Source organism: Rhodospirillales bacterium (assembly GCA_016872535.1).
Classification (GTDB): domain Bacteria; phylum Pseudomonadota; class Alphaproteobacteria; order Rhodospirillales; family 2-12-FULL-67-15; genus 2-12-FULL-67-15.
Window position 1 is genome coordinate 1 of the sequence record VGZQ01000067.1, and the last position, 17,066, is coordinate 17,066.

Below are 17,066 nucleotides of genomic sequence, written 5' to 3' on the forward strand. Positions count from 1 at the left end.
GCCTGATCCGCGCCCATTCCTTGTCGTTCAGCCAGTAAAGATGCGCCATCCCAGCCTCCGTTCTCCTCGGAGGCTTGAATCACATCTTCGTAGCGTTGAGAATCCCCTAATTGAGTACAGACCCTAGGCCGCTCGTCGGTTCCGGATAGTAGCCGAGTCGATGGAGGACAAGCTTGGTTTCGAGGGTATCCTTAAGGTTGACTTTGGACGTACGTCCCAAGGTTGAACGCAGTCTGAATGGGGAAGGCATGATCGTCTCCTAAGGTTTTGATGTCGCCGACCAAATTGCGGATGTGCGAGGAGCCGCCTCGGGCGCGCGAGCGATTCGCCGGCCAGCAGCCGGTTCGGGTGGAAAATGTCTCGGGAAGCGTTATCCGCCTGGGGTTGTCGAAAGGCAGGTCGAGCCGGCCCTTCGGCCCTGCGGGCGCTATCGGAATTGTCGCCAACACCACTGGCGGCGGGCAACGTAACGCACCCTGGAACATAAATTTACCTATGTCAAGGAATATTTACTTATAATACACAAGGTTCTCGGTCGCGCTCGTTAATCAACTCATTGATTATAAATATAAAATTATAGATATGATGGCATGAGCCTCGGTCTGGATTTGTACGTGGGTAGGGGTAAGCTTCGCGCCCGAAGGCAGGGCGCTTGCCATGACCATCGGCCGGCGGCAATTCGCGTTGGGCGCGGCGGCGCTGGCGGGGCTCCCGGCTGCGGTCTCCGTTTCCCGGGCGGCGGAAACCGCTCCGAGCGAATCCGAGCGCGCCGCCATGGCGGCGGACGCCGCCCAATTCCTGGAAAGCCATGCCTCCGTGCCGGGGTTGAGCATCGCCATCGCGAAGGGCGGCGAGATCGTCTATCGCGAGGCGTTCGGCGTCGCCGACCGCTGGACCCAGGAACCGGCGACGCCGGCGCACCGCTTCCGCATCGCCAGCGTCTCGAAACCCGTCACGGCGGTCGCCGTGTTCCGCCTCTACGAGGCGGGGCTGCTTTCGCCCGACGCCCGGGTGTTCGGGCCCGACGGCGCGCTCGGGCCCTTGGGCGCCGCGCTCGGCCCCGGCTCGGCGCTGCAGGCGGTCACCGTCGATCACCTGCTCACCCACACCTCGGGCGCCTGGCCCAACGACGCGAGCGATCCCATGTTCGCCAACCGTTCGTACGACCACGCGGCGTTGATCGAATCGACGCTCAAGTATTCGTCCGCGACCGATGCGCCCGGCGCGGCCTACAAGTATTCCAATTTCGGCTACTGCCTGCTCGGCCGCATCGTCGAGCGCGCGGCCAAGCGCGCTTACGCCGATTTCGTGCGCGAAACGGTGCTGGCCCCGGTCGGCGCGGGCGGCATGGCGATCGGCGGCAACACGGAAAGCGAGCGCGCGCCGAACGAGGTCCGCTACCACGGCGGCCTCAAGGACGACCCTTACGCGCTGAACGTGCGGCGGATGGATTCCCACGGCGGCTGGATCGCGACCCCGGCGGAGGTGGCGCTCTTCGTCGCCGGCGCGGCGGGGCGCACGCGCCCGCCGCTGCTTGCGCGCGCGAGTATGGCGAAAATGAGCGAAGGCACGGCGGCCAACCCGAAATACGCGCGCGGCTGGAACGTGAATGCCGCCGGCAACTGGTGGCACACGGGAAGCCTTCCCGGCACCCAGACCGTCGCGGTCAGGACCAAAAGCGGCCTCAGCTGGGCCGCCTTCCTCAACACCCGCAACCGGGGCTCCCCGCTCGCGGGCGATCTCGACAAGCTGATCTGGAAAATGGCGCGCCGCGTGCCCGCGTGGCGGGCGTGAGGGGGAGTTTTATAGCGGCGATGGTGCAGGGGTGGATTGCGATTTGATGAGGGGTCAGGACAATGTAAAGCCAGCTTGGACTAAATTTCACAAAGCGATTACATTACTCTCAAATAAGTATTTTGGCGCGGTCCGTTCCAGAAGACAGTAACAGCTACTTTCAAACAGAAGTAAGGTTAAATACACATTGTAGATTGAAGGAGGATGCAATGGGCACAGTCATTAAAAATTGCTTCGTGCATATAGCATCATTAGCTTCAATATTGGGGCTTTATTTGACTTTAAGAGATAAAGCTTCCACCAGTGAATGGTGGCATCCAATTCTAGTTTTTTTTGTAGTATTAATTACTGTTTTGGCCCTTGCGCATGAAGTATGGGCATATATTAAAAACAAACCTAAAGTTTATAAAACAACCAAAAAAATAAACAAATATATGCACGATTGGATATCTGCTGGGGGCAGGGTTGTAATATTTAGTCGTGATATGAGTTGGGCTGCTGAGGACGATATTCAAAAACTTCTGACTTCCAAGGCAGAGAAGAAAGAATTGACGATCTGTTTGGAGAATGAAATCCCCCTCACTAACGAATTAAAACTCAAGGGAGCGACAATCGTTACATACAAACATTACGGGCATGTCCCTCGTTCACGATTTACTATTGTTGATTACGAACGAGATGGTGCGCGTGTCGCCGTTGGCGTAAAGATGGGAGGTGATCATGTGATACAAGAGTATAGGAGCGGAACCCATCCATTTTTTGCTGTAGCTGAAGACTTAATAAAATTTTTAACTGCGAGTTTGAAAAAACCAGATGTACAAAATTAGAAAAAGGAAATCTTTGCTTTCTATCTCAAAAGAGTGGGATGCCCTTGCATCGACACGTTTCCTGCAAATTGTGAATGGAGGAGACATCACTTATAGGAAAGTGTTGGTTCCCAATATACTAAAACTAATAGCCAATGATTCGGTGGGCAGAGTTCTAGATGCGGGGTGCGGTGTTGGATTTCTAACAAATTTATTAGCGCGTCAGTCTAAACAAGTTATCGGAATTGATCCCAGCGCAAAAAGCATTACTTTAGCCAGAAATCATTATGGGAGTAGAGTAACTTTTATTCGAACAACTCTGGAGAAATATTCTAGAGAAAATTCAAGATCAGTTGACATAATCGTAGCCAACATGGTTTTGATGGATGTTGTTAATTTGGACGAATTTCTTCAATCTGCTGCGAAGGCGCTTCGTAAAAATGGAAAATTGGTATTTTCAATAGCTCACCCTTGCTTTTGGCCCGCATATTACGGCTATAAAAATGAACCGTGGTTTCAATACAATAAAGAATTAATAATAGAGGGGCCGTTTAAAATTACGACATCCCCTGAATGCAAATTAAAGAGCACGCATGTGCATAGACCTCTGGAGACATATATACAGAAATTTTACGACGCTCAATTTTCTTTGGATATTCTGAAAGAGCCGATGCCTTCATCCTCGGTCAGTGCTTTGTATCCTAATCCCTGGGTTTATCCTCGTTATATTATTGGAATGTGTAGGAAGAAGCCTTTGTTCTGAAGACTTATAACATCCTCTCTATAGACAAAATCCGTTTCAGTGTGAACCCGCCGAAATCTTGATGGAAGTGAGTATTACTTCCCCAATCTCGGCACGATTTCGCGGGCGATGATTTCGATCTGCTCGCGGTCGTAGCGCCAGGGAACGAAGATGAGCCGGTCGACCCCGGTCGCCACGTGTTCCTTCAACTGCGCAAGGCACTCGTCCACCGTGCCGATGATCGCGCTCTCCGGCGTCGATTCGCTCCAGGAGGCGATGTCCCATTCGCTCGAAAGCCACTCCATCATCTTCGGCTTCACCTCCTCGCGGCTCTTGCCGATCATGATCGGAAGCTGGTTGGTGCTCTGCAGGGTCGCCGGGTCCTTGCCCGCCGCCTTGGCGTAATCCTTCACCTTCTGCCAGCCGCGCGTGAACCCGTCCGGCTTGTAGAAATAGGTGAGCCAGCCGTCGCCGGCGACGCCCGCGCGCTTCAGCACCGCCTCCACGTAGCCGCCGATCAAAATCGGCACGCGCGGCTTGGAAACCGGCTTCGGGTACATCACCGCGCTCCGCATGTTGTAGGGCGGCAGGTCGGCGGTGACCGAAGGCTCGGTCCACAGGCGATTGAGGATTTCCAGGTTCTTGTCCATGATCTTGCCGCGCTGCTCGAACGGCACGCCGACCGCGTCGAACTCGCGCTTGTACCAGCCGGACGCCATGCCGAGGATCATGCGCCCGCCCGAAAGCTGGTCTATGGTCGCAACCTGCTTCGCGAGCAAAAGCGGATTGCGGAGCGGCAGCACCAAAATGCCGGTGCCGAGCTTGATCCTGGTGGTGCGCGCGGCGACGGCGGTCAGCATGGTGAGCGAATCGCAGATCGGGAAATGGGGGTCGGTGCCGAGCAGGATGTGGTCCCACACCCAGAGCGATTCGAAGCCGAGTTGCTCCACCCACACCCCGTAATCCGCCAGGGCGCGCGCGTCGGGAATTTCCGGAAAGCGCGTGAAATTGCGCATGGCGATGCCGGACATCACGGTTTTGGGCATGGGCTTATCCTCGGACGTTGAAGGAAAACGGGATCAGGCGATGTAGAGCCGGTCGGGGTCGAGTTCGCGCAGCACGCGGAGCTCGCGCTCGTCCGGCGGCTTGGTTTCGTGGAGGTCGGGCGCGATCTCGAGCGCGAAGCCGGTGTTGTCGCGCACCTGTTCGGCCGAAACGCCGGGGTGGAGCGCGTCGATGCGGACGCGCTTCGATTGGGGGTCGATGCCGAGCACGGCGAGGTCGGTCACGATCTTGTGCATGCCGCCGCTGACCAGGCCCGATTTCGCCCGGCTGTCGCCGCCCGAAAGAAATCCGGGCGAGGTGATGAAGTCCACCTTTTCCACGAAGCGGCGCTTTTCGTGCTTCATGGCGACGACGATTTTCGCGAGGCTCGCGATGTCGTTGCCGCCGCCGGTGCCGGGCAGGCGCGTCTTGGGCTTGGCCGGATCGCCGATGAACGACGAATTGATGTTGCCGTAATGGTCGATCTGCGCGCCGCCCAGGAAACCGATATCGACGTAGCCGCGCTGCAGCAGCAGCAGCACGTCGGTGATGGGGAGGATCATGTTGGCGCGGCGGGTGCAGCGCTGCTCGTTGGTGGAAGGCGGCAGTTCCCCCGGCACGATGAAGGGGCCGAGCACGCCGCCCTCGAACAGGATGGTGAGCCCCGGCGCGTGCAGGCGCTGGGCCAGCGTCGCGGCCAACAGCGGGATGCCGACGCCCGCGAACACGGTCTGGCCGTCTTCGAGCGTGCGGCTCGCCATCACCGACAGCAGTTCGGCGGCGGTGTAGGCGGGCGTGTGCGCGGGCGAATGCCCGCGCGCCAACGGTTGGGTTTTAGTCATCGTAGATGCTCTCCCCGCCGCGCGCGGCGGTCAACAGGTTGGCGATGCCCATGCGCTCCAGGTATTCGGTCCACGACTTGGGCTCGTAATAGAAGCGTTGCAGGTATTCGGCGACGCCCTTGTCCACGTCGGCCTTGGTCATGTCCGCGAACAGGTCCATGTGGGTGAAGAACGGCTCGTAGAGGCCGTAGCATTCGTGCGGCGCCGAGCCGAACGGCACTTCCACCACCGCTTCCACGGTGAAGAACGGGAACGCGGTCCGGTCGGGGGCGCGGCGGATCTGGTCGTTGGAAACGATTCGCTCGGTGGTCAGAATCACGCGCTTCGCCGCCAGCGCCAGGTCGTGGTCCATGAACGGCAGGCCGTCGATCTGCGGGTTGCCGTACTTGTCGCAGCGCTGCACGTGGATGATGGCGACGTCCGGGTTGAGGGCGGGAAGGAGAAGGAGTTTATCCCCGGTGAACGGGCAGGTGAAATCCTTGGCCGCGCCCGCGCGCATCCGGCCGACGTCGGAACCCATCATCGAGCGCGTCGCCATGAACGGCAGGCCCATGGCGCCTGCGCGGTAGCGGAGCCCCATGGACATGTGGCTCCATTCCTCGAACTCGGCGCGGCCCTGCTCGGTCCAGGCGCGCATGACGCGCGAGATGCCCCACACGATGCCCTGGCTGAACCAAGACGTGACCACTTTCTTGGCGATGCCCGAGGCGAACACGATGTCGCCGTCGGAGGAAACGATGCTCCGCGAAAAGGTGAGGTTCTTACGCTTCGCCCGCACCAGCGCCCAGATCAAGGCCGACGGCGTGCGCGACATCATGCAGCCGCCGATGGCGACGTGTTCGCCGTCCTTGATGCGGGCGGCGGCTTCCTCGAGCGAGACCACCTTGTCGTGCAGGCTGCGGTCGCGGGCGGCGGTTTCGGCGCGGAGCTGGCTGTAGGGTTTGACGCCATAAGGGTTGGCGGGCTGCGTTTCGGTCACGGCGGCAATCTCCGGTCTCAATTAAATCCCGCGTCGCGGTTGAAGGAAGCGATCAGTTCGTTCCAGGCGGGCACGGCGCGGGCAAGCCCGTCCCAGAAACCCTGGTCGAGGCGGCGGTCGAAATCGGCCAGCGCCACGCCCTGCTGCTCGACCCAGGTGTAGTAGCCGAGGTTGAAAATGCGCCGCCGCTCGCGGTGGTCCAGTTCGCGCACGTGATCGGTCTCCAGCCCGGCGAGATGGCGGGCGAAGGCGCCCGCCGCCGCGTCGGCGTCGAAGCCCTTCGGGTAATCGCGCTTTGAGACCTTGATGCGTTCGCTTTCGTACATGGAAGCATTGTCGGTGGCGACGGTGACGACCGCGTCTCCGCTGCCCAGGTCGAGCCGTCGCGCCACCTTGATGGCGGCGAGCACGTTGCAGATGCTGGAAATGCCGAGCGAGCCGAGCGCGTTCACCGTCGCCGCCGGCACGCCGCGCGTTTTCAGGTACTCGCGCCCGACGGGCAGGTTGAACAACAGGTTGAGATCATCGGTGGCGCGGTCGGACACCGCCACCACCACGTCGGAGTTCATGACGTTGTGGATCAGCGGGATGTGCTTGTCGCCGATGCCCTGGATGTTGTGCGCGCCGTAGCCGTTATAGAGCATGGTCGGGCATTCGACCGGCTCCACCGGCACGATCTTGGTGCCGAAGGTTTCCTTCAGGTAATCGCCGGCGGCGAGGGTCCCGGCCGAGCCGGTGCTGGCGACGAAGGCGGCGAGTTTGAGCGATTTGCCCCGCCCGGCGTCGGCCGCGATTTTCGCCAGCGCGCGCCCGGTGCAGTGGCGGTGGGCGACGTAATTGGCGAACTCGGAGAACTGGTTGATGATGTCGTTGGCCGGATCGCGCGCGAGCGCGGCGCAAGCGTCGTAGATTTCCTTGACGTTGCTTTCGGTGCCGGGTGTGCGGACGATGTCGGCGGGATCGCTGACCCAGCGCTCCAGCCACTGGAACCGCTCGCGGCTCATGCCTTCGGGCAGCACGGCGGTGCCGCGGCAGCCCATCAGGCGGGAAATGGCGATGCCGCCCCGGCAGTAGTTGCCGGTCGACGGCCACACCGCGCGCTGGCGGGTGGGATCGAACAGGCCGGTGACCAGCCGCACCACCAGGCAGGCGTAGGCCGCCAGCACCTTGTGCGCGCCGATCATCGGGAACCGTTCGCCGAGCGCGACCAGGATGCGCGCGGGAACGCCGGTCAACGCCTCCGGCAGGTCGAGATAGCCGGGCACCGCGGCTTTCGCGCGGCGGTCGGGGCCGTTGTGCCAATGGACGCGAAGCAGGTTGGCCGGATCGGGCTGATCGGGATCGGCCGCGCCCGCCGCCAGGTGGTGCGCGACCGGATCGGCGATTTCCTCGAAGGTCGGCAGGCGCACGCGCATCTCGCGCGCCCGGGCCACGGCGCGCGCGCGCGTCGCCCGGTCGGCCACGGCCAGCGGAAGCTCGAACGGATTCACGGAAACAGGCTCTCCCGGTCGATTTTTTAAATGATACCTATCTTAGATAAACTCAGCAATAAAAATACGACAATATAAGGACTTGATAAAACTTAACAGTGGCGCAATAGTGACCGGGATTGCCCCAGGGAGGCAAGCCAATGGCCGAAGGCCCCATGGCCCAGGGAATGGGCGTCGGCGCCGCGATTCGCCGGCGCGAGGACGAGCGCCTGCTCAAAGGGCGCGGCCGTTTCGTCGGCGACATCCAGCTGGTCGGGATGAAGGAAATGGCCTTCGTCCGCAGCCCGCTCGCGCACGCGCGCATCCGTTCGATCGACGTGCCGTCCGAACACAAGGGCGCGGTCTTCACCTGGGCGGACATGGCCAAGGCCGGCGTCAAGCCGATCTGCGCGTCCTCGAAACTGCCGGGCTCCAAGCCCTCCGACCAGCCGGCGCTCGCCGACGGCAAGGTGCGCTTCGTCGGCGAGCCCGTCGCCGCGTGCCTCGCCCGCACCCGCGCCGAGGCCGAGGACATCGCCGCAAGCGTCGTTATCGATTTCGAGGAACTGCCGGTCAACGTTGACACGATCGAATCGGCGACCAAGCCGAAATCCAGGATTCACGAGCATTGGGGCGACAATCTCTTCCTCGAATCGACCGTCGTCGCGGGCGATATCGACAAGATCGCGGCGCGCGCGCCGGTGAAGGTCACGCGCACCGTCCGCATGGCGCGCCAATGCATGGTGCCGCTCGAGGGCCGGGGCATGGTCGCCGCCTGGGACCGCCAGTTGGAACAGTTGACGCTCACCACCGCCACCCAGATGCCGCACATCGTGCGCCAGGGTCTCGCCGAATGTCTCGGCCTCGATCAGGCCGCCGTGCGCGTGATCGCGCCCGACGTCGGCGGCGGCTTCGGCTACAAGGGCATCTTGCTGCCGGAGGAAGTCATCGCCGCGTGGCTCGCGCGCACGCTCGACCATCCGGTGCGCTGGATCGAGGATCGGCACGAACACCTGGTCGCCGCCGCCAACGCGCGCGAGCACCGCTACGAGGTCACCGCTTACGCCGACCGGGACGGCCGCTTGCTCGGCCTCGACGCCTCGGGCTGGGTCGATGCCGGGGCGTACTCCATCTATCCCTTCACCGCCGGGCTCGAGGCCGCCCAGGTCGGCAGCATTCTGCCCGGCCCCTACGACTTCGCGCACTACCGCTGCCGCGCCTATTCGGTCGCCACCAACAAGCCGCCGATCGTTCCCTATCGCGGGGTCGCGCGCACCGGCGTCTGTCTCGCGATCGAATTGATCATGGACGCAATAGCAGAAGCGGTTCAGCGCGAGCCGCACGAGGTGCGTCTGATCAATCTCGTGCCGCCCGAGAAAATGCCCTACGTCAACGTCACCAAGAAGCACTTCGACAGCGGCGATTATCCCGAATCCGTGCGCCGGGCGGTCGCCGCCATCGACCTGCCCGCGATCCGCGCGCGCCAGAAGAAGGGCGAGCCGGACGGGCGCCGGATCGGCGTCGGCCTCGGCGTCTATTGCGAGCAGGCCGGGCACGGCACCGCCGTCTATCACGGCTGGGGCATCCCAATGGTGCCCGGCCACGAGCAGGCGCAGGCGCGCCTCACCCCCGACGGCGGGCTCGAATTACGGGTCGGGCTTCATTCCCACGGCCAGAGCCTGGAAACGACTCTTGCCCAGGTCGCGCATGAAATCCTCGGCATCGACGTCGCCCAGGTGCGGCTGGTGCACGGCGACACCGGCTTGACGCCGTTCTCGACCGGCACCTGGGGCTCGCGCGCGGCGATCATGGCGGGCGGCGCGGTGGCGGCGGCGTGCAAGCAGCTGCGCGAGCGCGCGATCCGGATCGGCGCGCATCTTCTCCAGGCCAAGCCCGAGGAAGTCCGTTTCGACTCGGGCGCCGTCCACGCCGGCAAGGGCAGCGTGCCCTTGGCCGAAATCGCGCGCGTCTGGTACCGCGCGCCGCAACTCCTGCCGCCGGACGTGGACCCGGGCGGGCTCGAGGTCACCGCCGGCTACAAGCCGAAATCGGACCAGGGCACGTTTTCGTATGCCACCCACGCGGCGGTGGTGGCGGTCGATCCGGAAACCGGCGCGGTCGAGATTCTCGATTACGTGGTGGTCGAGGACGCGGGCGTGATGCTCAACCCGATGGTGGTCGACGGCCAGGTCCTGGGCGGCGTCGCGCAAGGGATCGGCACCGCGCTCTACGAGGAAATGCCGTTCGACGCCGAGGGCCAGCCGCTCGCCTCCACCTTCGCCGATTACCTGCTGCCGGGCTTTCCCGAGGTGCCACCGGTCCGCATCCTGCACATGATGACGCCGTCGCCGATCACCGAATTCGGCCAGAAGGGCATCGGCGAAGGAGGCGGCATCGCACCGCCGGCGGCGATCGGCAACGCCATCAACGACGCGCTCAAGGGTCTCGGCGCGCGCGTCACCGACACGCCGTTCACGCCGAAGCGCGTGTTCCAGGCGATCCAGGCGGTAGGAACAAAACGATGAAGCCCGTCGCCTTCGATTACGAACGCCCGGCGACGTTGGACGCGGCCCTCAAGCTGCTCGCGCGCGAGGACATCGTCGTCAAGGCGGTCGCCGGCTCGCAGTCGTTGGGGCCGATGCTGAATTTGCGCCTGGTGCAGCCGGATTTGCTGGTCGACATCACCGCGATCTCCGAATTGACCGCGATCCGGGAAGAAAAAGGCGCGCTGGTCGTCGGCGCCGGCGTCACCCACGGGCAGTTGGAGGACGGCGGCTATCCCGATCCGACGCGCGGCGTGCTGGCCAAGGTCGCGGCGGGCATCGCCTACCGCGCGGTGCGCAACCGCGGCACCATCGGCGGCAGTCTCGCGCACGCCGATCCCGCCGCCGACTGGGTGTCGGCGCTGGTCGCCCTCGGCGCCGAAATCGTGGTCGCGGGACCGGGCGGGCGGCGCGCGGTCGCGGCGGAAAAATTCGTCACCGGCGTGTTCGAAACCAAGCTCGAACCGGGAGAGATCGTCGCCGAAATCCGCGTTCCAGCCTTGTCGTCGGACGCGCGTTGGGGCTACGTGAAGAATTGCCGCAAGGCGGGCGAGTTCTCCCACGCCACCGGCGCGGTGCTGATCGATCCCGCGCGCAAGTTTGCGCGCGCGGTGATCGGCGCGGTCTCGGGCGCGCCGATCGTGATCGACGACGCCGCCGTCGCCGCCAAGGACCCGGGCGAAGCTTGGGTCGCCGGTCGCCTCGCGGACACGCCCTTGGGCGGCGACGCCTATCAAGTCCGCATCCACCACGTCGCCCTCAAGCGGGCGATTCGGGAGGCGAGCCCTCCATGAAAAACCTCGCGCTGACCGTGAACGAAAGAAAGGTGACGGCGGCGGTCGAGCCGCGCCTGCACCTCGGCGATTTCCTGCGCGAGCGCGAATTGCTGACCGCCACGCATTTGGGTTGCGAGCACGGCGTCTGCGGCGCGTGCACGGTGCTGCTCGACGGCAAACCGGTGCGAAGCTGCATCACGCTCGCGGTCGCCTGCGAAGACCGCGCGGTCACCACCTTGGAAGGCCTGGAGAACGATCCGATCATGGCCGAATTGCGCGACGCTTTTTCCGCCGAGCACGCGCTGCAATGCGGCTTCTGCTCGCCGGGGATGCTGGTTTCGGCGCGCGATCTGGTGCTGCGCAAGCCCGATATCGACGACCGCGCGCTGCGGATCGAGATGAGCGGCAACCTCTGCCGCTGCACCGGTTACCTCGGGATCGTGCGCGCCGTCCGCCGCGTTCTCGATGCCCGTAAGAAGAGACAAGGGTAAGGCTGTCCGATGCCGCAAATCACCCAAAGCTTCACCGTCGCTTTCCCGCGCGCCGACGTGTGGCGGGCGCTCACCGACGTGGAAAAGGTGGTGACCTGCATGCCGGGCGCTTCGCTCACCCGCCCGCCGGAAGGCGGCAAGATCGCGGGCGAAATGCGGGTCAAGCTCGGCCCCATCGTCGCCGCGTTCGCGGGCGAGGGCGACCTCGTGATGGACGACGCCGCCTTCACCGGCGCCATTCGCGGCCAGGGCATGGATCGCAAGAACAATTCCCGCGTCCGCGCCGAAATCGAATTCAAGGCGATCGAGGAGGACGCCGCCACCCGGGTCGATCTCGCGGTCGATTTCTCGCTCACCGGCACGCTCGCCCAGTTCAGCCGGGGCGCCCTGGTGCAGGAGATCGCCCAGCGCCTCGGCGCCGAGTTCGCGAAAAACCTGGAAGCGCGCATGGCCGCGTCGGCCGCGTCGGCGGCGCCGTCGGCGGTTTCTTCGGCGGGCGGCCCGGCAGCGCAACCCGTGCCAGCGCCGCCGCGCGAATTGAACGCGCTCGCGCTCTTGTGGGCCATCGTCAAGGATTGGTTCCGGAAGTTGTTCGGCCGCCCGGCGGGCGACGGAGGAAAGCCCTTGTGATCAGCGTTCTCGAACTCTTCAAGATCGGAATCGGCCCTTCCAGTTCCCATACGGTCGGGCCGATGAAGGCGGCGCGCCAGTTCGCGCTCGCCGCGGCCGACATGACGCCGCCCGCGTCCCGTGTCGCCGTGCGGCTCTGTGGATCGCTCGCCTTTACCGGCAAGGGTCACGGCACCGACGCGGCCGTGATGCTCGGCCTCGCCGGCGAGGAGCCCGAGAAAATCGACCCCGATTCCGTGCCGGCGACGCTCGCGCGCATTCGCGCCGCCGGGCGTCTCGCGCTCGCGGGCAAACGCGAGATCGCTTTCGACGAAAGCCGCGACATCGTGTTCGATCTCGAAACCCGCATGCCGCTGCATCCCAACGGCATGCGCTGCGGCGCCTTTGCCGCCGGCGGCGAGGAAATTCTCGGGCAGGAGTTCTATTCCATCGGCGGCGGGTTCGTGGTGACGCCGGACGCCTTCGGCAAGGCGCCGCCCGCGGAATCCGTGCCGTACCCCTTCGCCTCGGCGGCCGACCTGCTCGCGCTCGCGCGGAAGCACAACCTGACCATCGCCGAGATCGTCATGGCCAACGAGCGCGCACGTCGCGACGAAGGCGTCGTCCGGGATCACCTGCGCGCCGTGGTCGCGGCCATGCGCGCCTCGATCGAGCGCGGCGGCCGCCAGGAGGGAACCCTGCCCGGACCGCTCAAGGTTCGCCGCCGCGCCGCCCAGTTGAAGCGGTCGCTGGAACGGGACCGGGGCCGCAACGCGGCGCACCCGACCGAGGCCCTCGACTGGCTCAACATGTATGCCATCGCCGTCAACGAGGAAAACGCCGCCGGCGGCCGCATCGTCACCGCGCCGACCAACGGCGCCGCGGGTGTGATTCCGGCGGTGATGGAATACTACCGGCGCTTTTACGCCGACGAGTCGGAAGCGAGCGCGGAGACGTTTCTGCTCACCGCCGGCGCGGTCGGCATTCTCGCCAAGACCAACGCCTCGATTTCGGGGGCCGAGGTCGGCTGCCAGGGTGAAGTCGGCGTCGCCAGCGCCATGGCGGCGGCCGGATTGGCGGCGGTGCTGGGCGGCACGCCCGGGCAGGTGGAAAACGCCGCCGAGATCGCGCTCGAACACCACCTCGGCATGACTTGCGATCCGGTCGCGGGGTTGGTGCAGGTACCGTGCATCGAACGCAACGCCATGGGCGCGGTCAAGGCGGTCAACGCCGCCTCGCTCGCGCTCAAGGGCGACGGCACCCATTGCATCCCGCTCGATGCGGCGATCAAGACCATGTGGGAAACCGGGCGCGATATGTCCACGAAGTACAAGGAGACCAGTCAGGGCGGATTGGCCGCGGTCGCGGTCGAATGCTAACCTGACGGAAAGACGAGCAAGCGAACGACCTAAACCAGAGACGACACAACCACCAACCGAAGGGAGAACATCATGTTTCGATCGTTAAGCGTCATGACCGCGTTGGGCTTGGTCCTCGCCGCCGGCAATGCCGGCGCGCAAGATGCAATCAAGATCGGCGTCAATCAACCGTTGACCGGCGCGGTGGCCGCGTCTGGCAACTACGTCGCCAACGGCGCGCGCATCGCCGAGGAAGTCATCAACCGCAAGGGCGGCGTTCTCGGGCGCAAGATCCAACTCATCATCGAGGACAACAAGAGCAACCCGAAGGAAGCGGTCGCCGCGGCCGAGAAGCTGATCGTGCGCGACAAGGTGCCGGTGATGATGGGCGCCTGGAGCTCGACCTACACGCTCGCCGTGATGCCGAAGTTGATGGAATACGGCGTGCCGATGCTGGTCGAGACGTCGTCCTCGGGCAAGATCACCACCTCGGGCAATCCGTGGATCTTCCGCATCAGCCCGACCTCGGAAATGGAAGCCCAGGTGTTCAGCGGCAAGCTCGGCGAAATCAAGCCGGCGATCAAGAAAGTCGACTTCCTCGCCGTCAATAACGACTGGGGTCGCGGCGCGAGCGACGAGTTCCGCAAGGCGCTGTCGGCGAAGGGCATCCAAGTCGGCGTGACCGAGGTAATGGCGCCCGACGCGACCGATCTTTCCGCCCAGTTGGCCAAGATCAAGCAGTCAGGCGGCGATACGCTTTTCCTCACCTCCGGCGTCGAGCAGATCACGCTGGTCTTGAAGCAGGCGGCCGAACAGCGGATCGCGCACCGGATTATCACCACCGGCGGCTCGTCCTCGCCCGATCAGCTGATCGCGCAAGCCGGCGCGGCGGCCAACGGCAGCCAGCATATCTTGTTCTTCGCGCCGTGGTTCCCGGAGATGGCGCCCAACGCCGACGTCGCCAAGGAATTCGTCAATGAGTGGAAAAAGAAGAACTACGACTTCGCCGGCCTGACCGAGGGCTTCCGCGGCTGGGACGGCATCCACACCATCGTCGAGGCGATCAAGATCGCGGGCAAGGCGGAGCCCAAGGCGATCCAGCAGGCGCTCTGGCAAACCAAGGTCAAGGGCGTCAACGGCAACATCGCTTTCATCAAGCACGGCCCGGCCGGCCAAGAAAGTGGCCAGAGCGTGCCCAACGTCTACATCGTCCAGATCAAGGACGGCAAAGTCGCGAAGCCGTAAGAGCCGGAGCTTGGATCGATTTCCGTTCAAGCGAAAGCAACCTCTCCCCCTACCCCCCTCCCGCGTCGTGCGAATGCGCGCCTCGCGGCGCGACGGGAGGGGGGAATCTAAAAAAGCTCCCTCCCCCCTCGCGGGGGAGGGATGGGGTGGGGGGGATGCTCCGGTTTATCCGGCGTCGACGGCCGAGGGGGTCTAGGTGGAACAGTTTCTCCAGCACATCGTCAACGGCACGATCCTGGGCGGCACCTACGCGCTGCTCGGGATCGGGCTCACGCTGATTTTCGGCATCATGCGTGTCGTGAATTTCACCCACGGCGAGCTGTACGCCTTCGGCGCCTACATGACGTATCTCCTGGTACAGGTGCTGGAGCTGAATTTCTTCGTCTCGCTCGTGCTCGCGACCGCGCTCGGCGTCGGGCTCGGAGCGGTGATCGAGTTTGTGCTGATCCGGAAGTTGCGCAGCACCGACATCGATACCGTCATGCTGGTGATGATCGGCGCCTGGATCGCCTTGCAGAATTTTTGGCAGCTGATGTTCAGCGGCATCGCCAAGTCGATCAACCATCCCTTCCCGACCGCGCCGCTGGTGTTCGGTCCGATCTCGGTCGCGCCGGTCCGGCTGTTCGTGATCGCGGTCGCGATCGCGCTGCTGGTCGGATTCTACCTGCTGGTCAACCGCACCAAGCTCGGGGTCGCCATGCGCGCGTCGTTCCAGGACCCTGACGTCGCCGCCCTGATGGGCGTCAACATCCCGCTGATGCGCACTCTCACGTTCGCGCTCGGTTCCGGCCTCGCGGCTGCGGCGGGCGCGCTCTTGGGCCCGATCTTCGTCGTTACCCCGACCATGGGCGATCTGGTCGCGCTCAAGGCCTTCGCCATCGTCATTCTGGGCGGACTCGGCAATATCGTCGGCGCGACCATCGGCGGGTTCGTACTCGCCCTGGTCGAGGAATTCGGCGCGGGTTACATCTCGTCGGGCTACCGCGACGCCATGGGCTTTTTGCTGATCATCGCGGTCCTGGCGTTCAAGCCGCAGGGGCTGTTCGCGGCCAAGGAGCGGGTCGGATGAGTGCGCGCCTTTGGCCCTGGCTGCTGGTCGCCTTTTTTGCGTCGGTGCCGCTGTGGATCGGCAACCAGTATTTTCTCTATATATTGACCGCAACCGGCATCTTCATCATCGCCGCGATCAGCCTCAATCTGCTGCTCGGCTACACCGGGCAATTGAGCCTCGGCCACGTCGCGTTCTTCGGCATCGGCGCCTACGTCGCGGCGCTCTGTTCGCTCGGCTTCGATCTCGAATTCGGCGCGACCACCTTCGTCTTTCCCCGCCAGCCGGTGTGGGTGGGCTTCATCGCCGCGATCCTGGTCACCGCCGGGTTCGGCTGGCTGATCGGCCGGCTCTCGTTCAAGGTGCGGGGCGCCTATTTCGTCATCGTCAGCATCAGCTTCGCCCAGGTGATGCGGATGGTCGCGCTCAATTGGGTCGATTTGACCGAAGGGCCGATGGCGCTCAACAACATCCCGCCGCTCTCGCTCTGGATTCCGGGCGAAGGCGTGGTCGGATTCTTCAAGAAGGAATACAACTACTGGCTCGTGCTGCTGCTGGTGGTTCTGTCCTACGTGATGGTCGAACGGATCGTGCGCTCGCGCGTCGGGCGGGCGATGATCGCGCTGCGCGAAAACGAATCGCTCGCGCGCTCGGTCGGCGTCGATGTTACCCGCTATCTGGTGGTGGCGACGGTGGTGTCGGCGGGCATGGCCGGCGCCGCGGGCGCCCTCTACACCCACTACATCCGCATCGTCGATCCCGACGTGTTCCTGTTCATCTACACGGTGACGATGGTGATCATGGTGGTGACCGGCGGCAAGGGCACGCTCGCCGGGCCGGTGGTCGGCGGCTTCATCTTCGGCGCGCTGCCCGAGGTGCTGCGCGAGGTGGCGCAGCCCGAGGTGCAGTGGATTCTCTACGGCATCGCCATGATCCTGATCGTGTTCTTCCTGCCCCAGGGCATCGTGCCGGCTCTCGCCAACTGGTGGGCGGCGCGTCGCCCCGAGAGGGGCGCAATAAATAAACATGCGCGCGGGGATTCGCCCGCGCGCCGCGCCAAGGCCAAGTCGCCATGACTCTTCCGCCCGCCTTGCTCGAAATCGAGAACGTGGCCGTTCATTTCAGCGGCTTGGTGGCGATCGCCGACCTGAACTTCCGCGTGCCCGAGGGACGCATTTTCAGCCTGATCGGTCCCAACGGCGCGGGCAAGACCACCGCCTTCAACGTCATCACCGGGTTCCTGAAGCCGACCTCGGGCCGGGTGCTCTATCGCGGCCACGACCTGACCCGGCTTTCGCCCGACCGCATCGCCCGATTGGG

General features: G+C 63.9%; 14 protein-coding genes and 1 pseudogene. 11 read left to right on the top strand and 4 right to left on the bottom strand.

The annotated features are described in order from the left end of the window. The first annotated feature begins 657 nt into the window (after positions 1-657). The 3 genes from FJ311_12580 to FJ311_12590 all read left to right on the top strand — a co-directional run bounded on the left by FJ311_12580 (position 658) and on the right by FJ311_12590 (position 3,363). Positions 658-1,794, top strand: a complete 1,137-nt coding sequence (locus FJ311_12580) for a beta-lactamase family protein (protein MBM3952276.1) — start codon at positions 658-660, stop codon at positions 1,792-1,794. Between the two features lie 209 nt (positions 1,795-2,003). Then, entirely contained in the window at positions 2,004-2,621 is a 618-nt protein-coding gene (locus FJ311_12585; GenBank protein MBM3952277.1) for a hypothetical protein, read from the top strand. Beyond that, a complete protein-coding gene (locus FJ311_12590; protein ID MBM3952278.1) occupies positions 2,608-3,363 on the top strand; it encodes a methyltransferase domain-containing protein in 756 nt (251 codons plus the stop codon). The genes FJ311_12585 and FJ311_12590 overlap by 14 nt, the downstream gene beginning before the upstream one ends. A 74-nt stretch (positions 3,364-3,437) precedes the next feature. Here the strand turns inward: FJ311_12590 and FJ311_12595 are convergent, their stop codons facing one another. The 4 genes from FJ311_12595 to FJ311_12610 are packed head-to-tail and all read right to left on the bottom strand — an operon-like array spanning position 3,438 to position 7,697. Beyond that, a complete protein-coding gene (locus FJ311_12595; protein ID MBM3952279.1) occupies positions 3,438-4,373 on the bottom strand; it encodes a TIGR03619 family F420-dependent LLM class oxidoreductase in 936 nt (311 codons plus the stop codon). Positions 4,374-4,421: 48 nt separating this feature from the next. Next, on the bottom strand, positions 4,422-5,228 hold the full coding sequence (locus FJ311_12600; GenBank protein MBM3952280.1) for a 3-oxoadipate--succinyl-CoA transferase subunit B: 807 nt from the start codon (positions 5,226-5,228) through the stop codon (positions 4,422-4,424). Continuing rightward, positions 5,221-6,207 (bottom strand): CoA transferase subunit A, encoded by a 987-nt coding sequence (locus FJ311_12605; GenBank protein MBM3952281.1) that lies wholly within the window; start codon positions 6,205-6,207, stop codon positions 5,221-5,223. The genes FJ311_12600 and FJ311_12605 overlap by 8 nt, the downstream gene beginning before the upstream one ends. 17 nt (positions 6,208-6,224) lie before the next feature. Next, positions 6,225-7,697: a pyridoxal-phosphate dependent enzyme gene (locus tag FJ311_12610; GenBank protein ID MBM3952282.1), complete on the bottom strand. Its 1,473-nt coding sequence runs from the start codon at positions 7,695-7,697 to the stop codon at positions 6,225-6,227. A gap of 140 nt (positions 7,698-7,837) precedes the next feature. On the opposite strand from FJ311_12610, the gene FJ311_12615 reads away from it, so the two are divergent. The 8 genes and pseudogenes from FJ311_12615 to FJ311_12650 form a co-directional block, all read left to right on the top strand. Next, entirely contained in the window at positions 7,838-10,201 is a 2,364-nt protein-coding gene (locus FJ311_12615) for a xanthine dehydrogenase family protein (protein MBM3952283.1), read from the top strand. After that, positions 10,198-11,013 (top strand): carbon monoxide dehydrogenase, encoded by an 816-nt coding sequence (locus FJ311_12620; GenBank protein ID MBM3952284.1) that lies wholly within the window; start codon positions 10,198-10,200, stop codon positions 11,011-11,013. The genes FJ311_12615 and FJ311_12620 overlap by 4 nt, the downstream gene beginning before the upstream one ends. Next, positions 11,010-12,116: pseudogene (locus FJ311_12625) on the top strand (2Fe-2S iron-sulfur cluster binding domain-containing protein). Before FJ311_12620 ends, FJ311_12625 begins: the two are co-directional and overlap by 4 nt. After that, complete coding sequence (locus tag FJ311_12630) at positions 12,113-13,474, top strand: L-serine ammonia-lyase (protein ID MBM3952285.1); 1,362 nt, start codon at positions 12,113-12,115, stop codon at positions 13,472-13,474. The pseudogene FJ311_12625 and the gene FJ311_12630 overlap by 4 nt, the downstream one beginning before the upstream one ends. A gap of 72 nt (positions 13,475-13,546) precedes the next feature. Further along, on the top strand, positions 13,547-14,698 hold the full coding sequence (locus FJ311_12635) for an ABC transporter substrate-binding protein (protein MBM3952286.1): 1,152 nt from the start codon (positions 13,547-13,549) through the stop codon (positions 14,696-14,698). A gap of 196 nt (positions 14,699-14,894) precedes the next feature. Continuing rightward, positions 14,895-15,767 carry a branched-chain amino acid ABC transporter permease gene (locus tag FJ311_12640; GenBank protein MBM3952287.1) on the top strand — a complete coding sequence of 291 codons (873 nt, stop codon included), beginning with the start codon at positions 14,895-14,897 and terminating at the stop codon, positions 15,765-15,767. Beyond that, positions 15,764-16,822 carry a branched-chain amino acid ABC transporter permease gene (locus FJ311_12645; protein MBM3952288.1) on the top strand — a complete coding sequence of 353 codons (1,059 nt, stop codon included), beginning with the start codon at positions 15,764-15,766 and terminating at the stop codon, positions 16,820-16,822. The genes FJ311_12640 and FJ311_12645 overlap by 4 nt, the downstream gene beginning before the upstream one ends. Next, on the top strand, positions 16,819-17,066 hold a 248-nt coding region (locus tag FJ311_12650; protein MBM3952289.1), incomplete at its 3' end, for an ATP-binding cassette domain-containing protein. The genes FJ311_12645 and FJ311_12650, both read left to right, overlap by 4 nt.

Bases quoted from the DNA above. Each gene is read 5' to 3' on its own strand.
- FJ311_12580 (MBM3952276.1), top strand. From the start codon at position 658: ATGACCATCGGCCGGCGGCAATTCGCGTTGGGCGCGGCGGCGCTGGCG.
- FJ311_12585 (MBM3952277.1), top strand. From the start codon at position 2,004: ATGGGCACAGTCATTAAAAATTGCTTCGTGCATATAGCATCATTAGCT.
- FJ311_12590 (MBM3952278.1), top strand. From the start codon at position 2,608: ATGTACAAAATTAGAAAAAGGAAATCTTTGCTTTCTATCTCAAAAGAG.
- FJ311_12595 (MBM3952279.1), bottom strand. From the start codon at position 4,373: ATGTCCGGCATCGCCATGCGCAATTTCACGCGCTTTCCGGAAATTCCC.
- FJ311_12600 (MBM3952280.1), bottom strand. From the start codon at position 5,228: ATGACTAAAACCCAACCGTTGGCGCGCGGGCATTCGCCCGCGCACACG.
- FJ311_12615 (MBM3952283.1), top strand. From the start codon at position 7,838: ATGGCCGAAGGCCCCATGGCCCAGGGAATGGGCGTCGGCGCCGCGATT.
- FJ311_12620 (MBM3952284.1), top strand. From the start codon at position 10,198: ATGAAGCCCGTCGCCTTCGATTACGAACGCCCGGCGACGTTGGACGCG.
- FJ311_12635 (MBM3952286.1), top strand. From the start codon at position 13,547: ATGTTTCGATCGTTAAGCGTCATGACCGCGTTGGGCTTGGTCCTCGCC.
- FJ311_12645 (MBM3952288.1), top strand. From the start codon at position 15,764: ATGAGTGCGCGCCTTTGGCCCTGGCTGCTGGTCGCCTTTTTTGCGTCG.